Below are 4,860 nucleotides of genomic sequence, written 5' to 3'. Positions count from 1 at the left end.
CCCAGCATCTCTTCGACGGTCTTGACGAAGGCGATGTTGTTCATCAGGGCCGAGCAGTAGTTGAGCCGGTCGGTGTAGGGAACGATCTGGTTGTAGGTGTGGCTTTCACAGCTCTTCTCGAAGCCCCGGTGCAGGTAGCCGATCTCGCTGGCGGCGGCCACGATCCGCTCGCCGTCGAGGGCCACGATGGTACGGATCGTACCGTGACTGGCCGGGTGGGAGGGGCCGAGGTTGAGGACCATCAGGTTGTCGCGCGCGATGTCGTACCCTTTGGCGGCGATTTTGGGACCCAGCTCGTCCATCATGTCCTGGGTTTCGGTACACAGATGCCTGGCCGTGGCGGGATAGTCCTTGCGCAACGGATGGCCCTGAAACTGCAGATGGTTGAGGATGCGTTTGAGAGTCGGGTGGCCCGAAAAACGGATGCCGTACTGATCGTACACTTCCCGCTCCAGCCAGTCGGCCGCCAGATAGAGCGGTGTGAGGCTCTTCACGCCCGTTTCCGGCTCTTTCACCGCTACCTTCACAGCCAGTGTATCGCGGAAATTTTCGTGACGAAAGAGGTAGACCAGCTCGAAACGCGAGGCGGGCGGCCGCGGGTAGGTGAGCCAGTCGATCGCCGTGACGTCGAGCAGAAAGGTGTAATCCATCCGCTCTTTCAGCGCCTCGGCCAGTGCGAAGAGATCCTCGGCCGCCACTTTGAGCACCGGGGTCTTCCCCATGCTGCCCGCCGCCTCCAGCGAAGCGACGGCATTTTGCAGCGCTTCGGTCTCAATCATCCAGCACCCCCTTGAAATCGGGGTGACGGGGTTCGAGCGCGGGCTCTTTCCAGAGCATCTTCTGTATCTCCACCACCGCGTCCAGGAGCGCCTCGGGGCGCGGGGGGCACCCGGCGATGTAGACGTCCACGGGAACGATGGCGTCGATCCCCTGAAGCGTCGTGTAGTTGTCGTAGAAACCGCCGCTGCTGGCACAGGCTCCCATCGCGATGACCCAGCGGGGTTCGGGCATCTGGTCGTAGATCTGTTTGAGAATGGGTGCCTGCTTCATGCTCACGGTGCCCGCCACTACCAGCAGGTCGGCGTGGCGCGGGGAGAAGCGGAGCACTTCGGCGCCGAAGCGGGCGATATCGTAGCGGCTGGCGGCCGTGGCCATGAATTCGATGGCGCAGCAGGCGGTACCGAAAACGAAGGGCCAGAGCGAGCTCTGGCGTCCCCAGTCGATCACCGCGTCGATGCGGGTCGTGATGACCGTATCGCCCAGCATACCGGTCTCTTCGAGTTTACGTGTGGTCAGATCCATTTGAGTATCCCCGAACGGTAAACATAGATCAAGCCACCCACCAGCAGTCCCATAAAGACAAACATCTCCATGAGTCCGAACCACCCAAGCTCACGCAGATCCAGCGCCCAGGGAAAGAGGTAGAGCACTTCTACGTCGAAAATGAGAAAGACGACTCCCACCAGGAAGAAACGGACATTGAAACTGTCGAAAGGATCTTTGAATGTCTTGCGGACGCCACTTTCGTAGACTTCATTCTTTCGGACATTGTCGCTTTTGGCACCGATGTAGCGTGTCAGATGAAAAACCGCAGGCAGTCCGATCACCAAAACGGCGATAATCGCGGAGGATAGGAGCAGTGAACCTGTCATACCGTTCCTTGTTGTTATTTAACGAGATGATAGCAGGAAAGAGATTAAAGGGGGGTGAATGGTGAATGGTGAATGGTGAATGGTGAATGGTGAATGGTGAATGGTGAATAAAACGATGACACGTGTTTGCTTGATCGAAAATAAAACTCAATCCTTTCTGCTGGCGCAGATGTAGCAGACATCCTCGGGCACGTAGGCGCTGTGGGGGACGTTGGCCTCGCTCTCCATCCGGTCACCGGGCAGCAGGTCGAGTGTGACGCCGTTTTCGACGATCTGCAGGTGCCCCGAGAGTATCCAGCGCACTTCGTGATAGGGATGGGTGTGTTCGGCGTAGCGGGTACCGGCCGCATCGCACCAGCGGAAGATGTTAAACCACCCCTCCTCTTCGAGAGTACTGCGGATTTCGGCCTCATCGGTGATGCCGGTACGCTCCAACGTCGCCATCACAGCGCCCTGGAGTCGACGATGAAAGTGACGGGGCCGTCGTTGTGGATCTCCACATCCATCATCGCACCGAACTCGCCCCGCTGTACGGGAACGTGCTCCGCCAGCCTCTCGCAGAAGATGTCGTAGAGACGTTTCGCCTCCTGCGGGGGCATGGCGTCGTCGAAACTGGGGCGTCTTCCCTTTTTGACGCTGCCTGCCAGGGTAAATTGGCTCACCACAAGCGCTTCGCCGCCGATGTCGAGAACGCTTCGGTTCATCTTTCCCGCCTCGTCGGCGAAGATCCGCAGATGGACGATCTTGGGGACGAGCTTGTCGATATCGGCTTCGGTGTCGCCTTTGAGGACGCCCAACAGGATGTTGTACCCCCGGCCGATATGGGCGATCTCACGACCCTCCACGACGACGGAGGAGCGGCTCACCCGCTGCAGCAGCGCGATCATTCGTCGCCCTCCTCCGGTTCTCTCTTTTTCGCTTCGCTACCGTTCTCCCCGTAACGCTCTTCGTATTTGTTGGCGTGGTAGCCCCTGATGATCCATACCATGAAGAGGACGAATCCCAGGCTCATGATCACATCCATTACCGTTCTCACATCAATCCTTTGAAGGTTTCGAAATTTTGCCGGACCGCCTCGTAGGCGACGATCCCGACGCTGATCGAGATGTTGAGGCTTCGTCCCTCCGGTGTCATCGGGATCGTGATGCAGCGGTCGGTGTAGGCCTCACGGAGCGATTCGGGCAGTCCTGTCGTCTCGCTGCCAAAAAGCAGCCAGTCGCCGGGTCTGTAATCGGCCTCGAACCACGGCTTTTCCGTTTTCGTCGTCGCCAGCCAGAGTCTCTCGTGACCGTGGGCGCCCAGAAAATCCTCCAGAGAGGGCCAGATCGTCGGGGCCAGTTTGTGCCAGTAGTCGAGTCCCGCCCGCTTGAGCCGGCTATCGCTGATCTCGAATCCCAAAGGCTCGATCAGATGGAGTTTCGCACCCATGTTGACACAGAGCCGGCCGATGGTACCGGTATTTGGGGCAATTTTCGGTTCGACGAGGACGATGTTGACCATTCACGATGACTCCATAAAAAGATGTTAAAATTGTAGCCAAAAAGCGGGGGATCTGCGATGAAACGGTTTTTCGTCTACCTTTTGCTGCCTCTTCTTCTGATCGTCGGATGCGCCAAAGCGCCGATCACGGGCAGGACCCAGATCATGATGGTTTCGCCCCAGCAGGAGCAGGCGATGGGGTTCCAGGCCGAACGGGAGATTCTGAAAAAAGAGAAGCTCTCGAAAGATCGGGCCCTGAACGAACGAATCCGCCGCATCGGCATGCGCATCGCCAGAGCGACCGGTCTGAAACTCGACTGGAAATTCTACGTCATCGAGAAACCAGACGTCCCCAACGCCTTCTGCCTGGCCAACGGCCACGTCTTCGTCTATACTGGCATCCTGAAATATGCTCAAAACGACGCCCAGCTTGCCACCGTCATGGCCCATGAAATCGGTCACGCCATCGCCCACCACGTCGCCGAACAGGTGAGCATGGCGATGGTGACCAATGCGGCCGCGATGGCCGCGGCCGTCGCGATCCAGCACAATGTCAAATCCAGCGGCGAACAGGCCGCCTACATGGCGGCACTGGGGCTGGGAGCCAATCTCGGCGTCGTCCTCCCCTACTCCCGTATGATGGAGTCCGAGGCGGACCATATCGGCCTGATGCTGATGGCCAAAGCGTGCTACGATCCCCGTGAAGCGATAAAATTCTGGGAGAAATTCGCCAAAAAAGGGAAAGAGCCGATCGCCTACTTTTCGACCCATCCCTCCTCCAGGCAGCGGATCGCGCAGCTCAAGGAGCTGATGCCCCAGGCACTGAAAATCTACAGAGAGAGCGGATGCGAAAACCTTAATGCCTCCACGGCTTCGTCACAGCCGCGGCCCGCCACCCATTCACCTCTCGGAGCTGCCGTCAGATAGTCCGTACCCGGCCGTAAAGCCGGCTCAAATGGTACAGTTTGCCGAAATCTGCTTTCTCCAGCTGCTCTTTCGTCACCCGCCACTCCCAGTTGCCATCAGTACGTCCCGGCGTGTTCATCCGCGCTTCCGAGCCCAGTCCGAGGATATCCTGCAGCGGAAAGAGAGAGAAGACCGAAACCGACGCGAGGGCCGCGCGGATCATCGCCCATTCTATCTTCGGTTCTCTGCTATCGAGATACTCCAGAACATACTCTTTGTTGTCAATCGATCCGAACCATCCCACCGTCGTATCGTTGTCGTGGGTACCGGTATAGATGACGCTCTCGTGTACGTCGTTGTGGGGAAGGTAGAGATTCTCCGCGCTGCCGTCGAAGGCGAACTGGAGTATTTTCATCCCCGGGAGTTGAAAATCGTCCCGCAGCCTTTCCACTTCCGGCGTGATGATCCCCAGATCCTCCGCGATGATCGGCAACATTCCCAGACGCTTTTTGACCGCATCGAAAAAAGCGTGACCCGGCCCTTTCTCCCACCGGCCGTTGACGGCGGTCTCTTCGTCGGCGGGTACGGACCAGTAGGCTTCGAAACCGCGAAAATGGTCGATGCGGATGATGTCGTAGAGTTCCAGCGACTTTTCGATACGCCGGATCCACCAGGCATAACCCTCTTTTTTCATCGCTTCCCAGTCATAAAGCGGATTGCCCCACCGCTGTCCGGTGGCGCTGAAGTAGTCCGGCGGCACCCCGGCGACACGGGCCGGCCTGAATTCTTCGTCGAGCTGAAAGAGCTTTTCGTTCGCCCAGAC

At 58.4% G+C, this 4,860-nt stretch carries 9 protein-coding genes; 1 reads left to right on the top strand and 8 read right to left on the bottom strand.

Annotation, left to right across the window (positions count from 1 at the left end; genetic code table 11):
• The 7 genes from Q1K23_RS07810 to Q1K23_RS07780 form a co-directional block, all read right to left on the bottom strand.
• Nucleotides 1-779: NADH-quinone oxidoreductase subunit C (locus tag Q1K23_RS07810; RefSeq protein WP_300363591.1), on the bottom strand; the 779-nt coding region annotated here is incomplete at its 3' end.
• Entirely contained in the window at nt 772-1,266 is a 495-nt protein-coding gene (locus Q1K23_RS07805) for an NADH-quinone oxidoreductase subunit B (RefSeq protein WP_300363592.1), read from the bottom strand. The genes Q1K23_RS07805 and Q1K23_RS07810, both read right to left, overlap by 8 nt.
• Before the next feature lie 26 nt (nt 1,267-1,292).
• The gene (locus Q1K23_RS07800) at nt 1,293-1,652 is read right to left on the bottom strand and encodes an NADH-quinone oxidoreductase subunit A (protein WP_300363589.1); all 360 of its coding nucleotides are present in this window, start codon (nt 1,650-1,652) and stop codon (nt 1,293-1,295) included.
• 147 nt (nt 1,653-1,799) lie between these two features.
• On the bottom strand, nt 1,800-2,096 hold the full coding sequence (locus tag Q1K23_RS07795) for a cupin domain-containing protein (protein WP_300363588.1): 297 nt from the start codon (nt 2,094-2,096) through the stop codon (nt 1,800-1,802).
• On the bottom strand, nt 2,096-2,539 hold the full coding sequence (gene dtd, locus Q1K23_RS07790; RefSeq protein ID WP_300363587.1) for a D-aminoacyl-tRNA deacylase: 444 nt from the start codon (nt 2,537-2,539) through the stop codon (nt 2,096-2,098). Before dtd ends, Q1K23_RS07795 begins: the two co-directional genes overlap by 1 nt.
• Nucleotides 2,536-2,688: a hypothetical protein gene (locus Q1K23_RS07785; protein WP_300363585.1), complete on the bottom strand. Its 153-nt coding sequence runs from the start codon at nt 2,686-2,688 to the stop codon at nt 2,536-2,538. The genes dtd and Q1K23_RS07785 overlap by 4 nt, the downstream gene beginning before the upstream one ends.
• The gene (locus Q1K23_RS07780) at nt 2,685-3,152 is read right to left on the bottom strand and encodes a tRNA (cytidine(34)-2'-O)-methyltransferase (RefSeq protein WP_300363583.1); all 468 of its coding nucleotides are present in this window, start codon (nt 3,150-3,152) and stop codon (nt 2,685-2,687) included. The genes Q1K23_RS07785 and Q1K23_RS07780 overlap by 4 nt, the downstream gene beginning before the upstream one ends.
• 57 nt (nt 3,153-3,209) lie before the next feature.
• Here Q1K23_RS07780 and Q1K23_RS07775 point away from each other — a divergent pair, with 57 nt between their 5' ends.
• Entirely contained in the window at nt 3,210-4,058 is an 849-nt protein-coding gene (locus Q1K23_RS07775) for a M48 family metallopeptidase (RefSeq protein WP_300363581.1), read from the top strand.
• Here the strand turns inward: Q1K23_RS07775 and malQ are convergent.
• Nucleotides 4,051-4,860: 4-alpha-glucanotransferase (malQ, locus tag Q1K23_RS07770; protein ID WP_300363579.1), on the bottom strand; the 810-nt coding region annotated here is incomplete at its 5' end. The two genes, Q1K23_RS07775 and malQ, sit on opposite strands and share 8 nt — an antisense overlap.

It is taken from the genome of Hydrogenimonas sp. (assembly GCF_029933015.1).
GTDB lineage: Bacteria > Campylobacterota > Campylobacteria > Campylobacterales > Hydrogenimonadaceae > Hydrogenimonas.
This window is presented reverse-complemented; position numbering and strand designations above follow the sequence as displayed.

What these genes read in the sequence shown, in the direction of transcription:
- Q1K23_RS07805 (WP_300363592.1), bottom strand. Translation starts at nt 1,266, where the DNA reads ATGCTGGGCGATACGGTCATCACGACCCGCATCGACGCGGTGATCGAC.
- Q1K23_RS07800 (WP_300363589.1), bottom strand. Translation starts at nt 1,652, where the DNA reads ATGACAGGTTCACTGCTCCTATCCTCCGCGATTATCGCCGTTTTGGTG.
- Q1K23_RS07795 (WP_300363588.1), bottom strand. Translation starts at nt 2,096, where the DNA reads ATGGCGACGTTGGAGCGTACCGGCATCACCGATGAGGCCGAAATCCGC.
- dtd (WP_300363587.1), bottom strand. Translation starts at nt 2,539, where the DNA reads ATGATCGCGCTGCTGCAGCGGGTGAGCCGCTCCTCCGTCGTCGTGGAG.
- Q1K23_RS07780 (WP_300363583.1), bottom strand. Translation starts at nt 3,152, where the DNA reads ATGGTCAACATCGTCCTCGTCGAACCGAAAATTGCCCCAAATACCGGT.
- Q1K23_RS07775 (WP_300363581.1), top strand. Translation starts at nt 3,210, where the DNA reads ATGAAACGGTTTTTCGTCTACCTTTTGCTGCCTCTTCTTCTGATCGTC.